Origin of the sequence: Actinoalloteichus spitiensis RMV-1378 (assembly GCF_000239155.1) — a bacterium.
Classification (GTDB): domain Bacteria; phylum Actinomycetota; class Actinomycetes; order Mycobacteriales; family Pseudonocardiaceae; genus Actinoalloteichus_B; species Actinoalloteichus_B spitiensis.
In genome coordinates, this window is sequence record NZ_AGVX02000684.1 from 1 (window position 1) to 1,586 (window position 1,586).

Annotated in this window: 1 protein-coding gene; it reads left to right on the forward strand. The window is 72.9% G+C overall.

The features are described from left to right. Positions 1-491: 491 nt before the first annotated feature. Positions 492-1,586: glycosyltransferase (locus ACTIDRAF_RS0223905; RefSeq protein WP_169534007.1), on the forward strand; the 1,095-nt coding region annotated here is incomplete at its 3' end.

The following is a 1,586-nucleotide window of genomic DNA, read 5'->3' on the forward strand; positions in this document are numbered from 1 at the left end:
CCCCCCGGGGGGACGGAACCCCGCGACCGCGCATACGCGCGAGGTTATCGGAAGGTGACCGGCGGACGAAATCCCTGAGTGATCCCTGAGATGACCCTGAAATGGCGGACGGGCGATTGATTCGCCCGCCGCTGGTGTGTCACTGTCCTGCTGCGACCACGACCTGCAGACCCCCACGGGAACAGCGGCCGTCTACCCTGCTCCCGACAGCGGCGCAAAGCGGCGCCCACCTGCTCACGCGACGTCATGCCGACGACTCCCGGGGCAGGTGCGGAACGGCAGGGGTCCCACGTCGTCCTCGCCGTGGCCCACGGTCGCCCGACCGCAGGCTCTACCGAGACGACCCGCGCACCGAGGGGATCATGGACAGTTCCCAATCCGGCAATCCGACCAGCACCACGCGACCCACGCCGCGCCCCGCCCGGCCGCGGCCGGTGCCCAAGCCGGTTCGCCGCCTGCGCCAGGAAGCGAGACCCGCTCCGGTGCGGGTCATGCACTTCAGCGACACCAACCTCCCCCGACGCGACGGCATCGTCACCTCGACGCGCACCCTGCTCGGAAGCCTGGTCGACCAGGGCCACCAGAGCGTCCTCGTGGTGCCCCACCACCCGTCCCAGGGTGCGGAACGCGGCGTGCTGACGCTGGACTCCGTCCCCTGCGGCGTCGCGGCGCTGCGGCTGGTGTTGCCGCGCGCGGCGCACGTGGACCAGCTTGCCGGCTGGGCGCCGGACGTCGTCCACGTGCACACCCCCGGCCCGGCTGGGCTGTTGGGCATCATGACGGCCCGCCGGTTGGGGGTGCCGGTGGTGCACACCTACCACACCGACCTGCACGCCTACGCCGAGGCCTACCGGGCGCCGACTTTCGCGCTCCGGTTGATGCTGCGGATGTACGCGCGCCGACTGGACCGCCCCGTCCCCAAGGTGGGGCGCGGCCGGAACGCCAAGCGGGCGCTGATCGACGCCGTGAACGAGCTGCTGCTCGAGGACGCCGGCGCCGTCGTCGTCCCGACGCCGGCCATCCTGGAGCGCACGACACTGTCGGTGCCGGAGGACAGGATGTTCGTCGCTCCCGCCGCCGTGAGCAGGCCGTCGCTCGGCGCGGACGCCGCGGTCGACTTCCGGCGGCGGTGGAACATCCCCGAGCGGGCGCCAGTGGTGCTCTTCGTGGGCAGGGTGAACCGGGAGAAGGGCATCGACCTGCTGGTGCCGGCCTTCGAACGCGTGGCGGCCGAGCTGCCGGACGCACGGCTGGCCCTGGTGGGCGCGGTGTACCAGAAGCGTGAGCTGCGCCGGATGCTGAAGCGGCACGGCATCGCGGACCGCACGCACGTGCTCGGGGAACAGCCAGCGGACGAGGTCGCCTCGGCCTACGCCGCCTGCGACGTGTTCGCCTTCCCCTCCCAGAGCGACACCCAGGGGCTGGTGCTCCAGGAGGCCGCGCTCGCCGGCCGCCCGGCGGTCCTGGTCGACCCGGCGTTGCACGCTTCCAACGCGGTCGCCAACGCCTTCGAGCTGACCGAGCCGTCACCGGACTCCTTCGCGGCCCGGACCGTGGAGCTGCTGCGGGCTCCGGCCCGCGCCGCC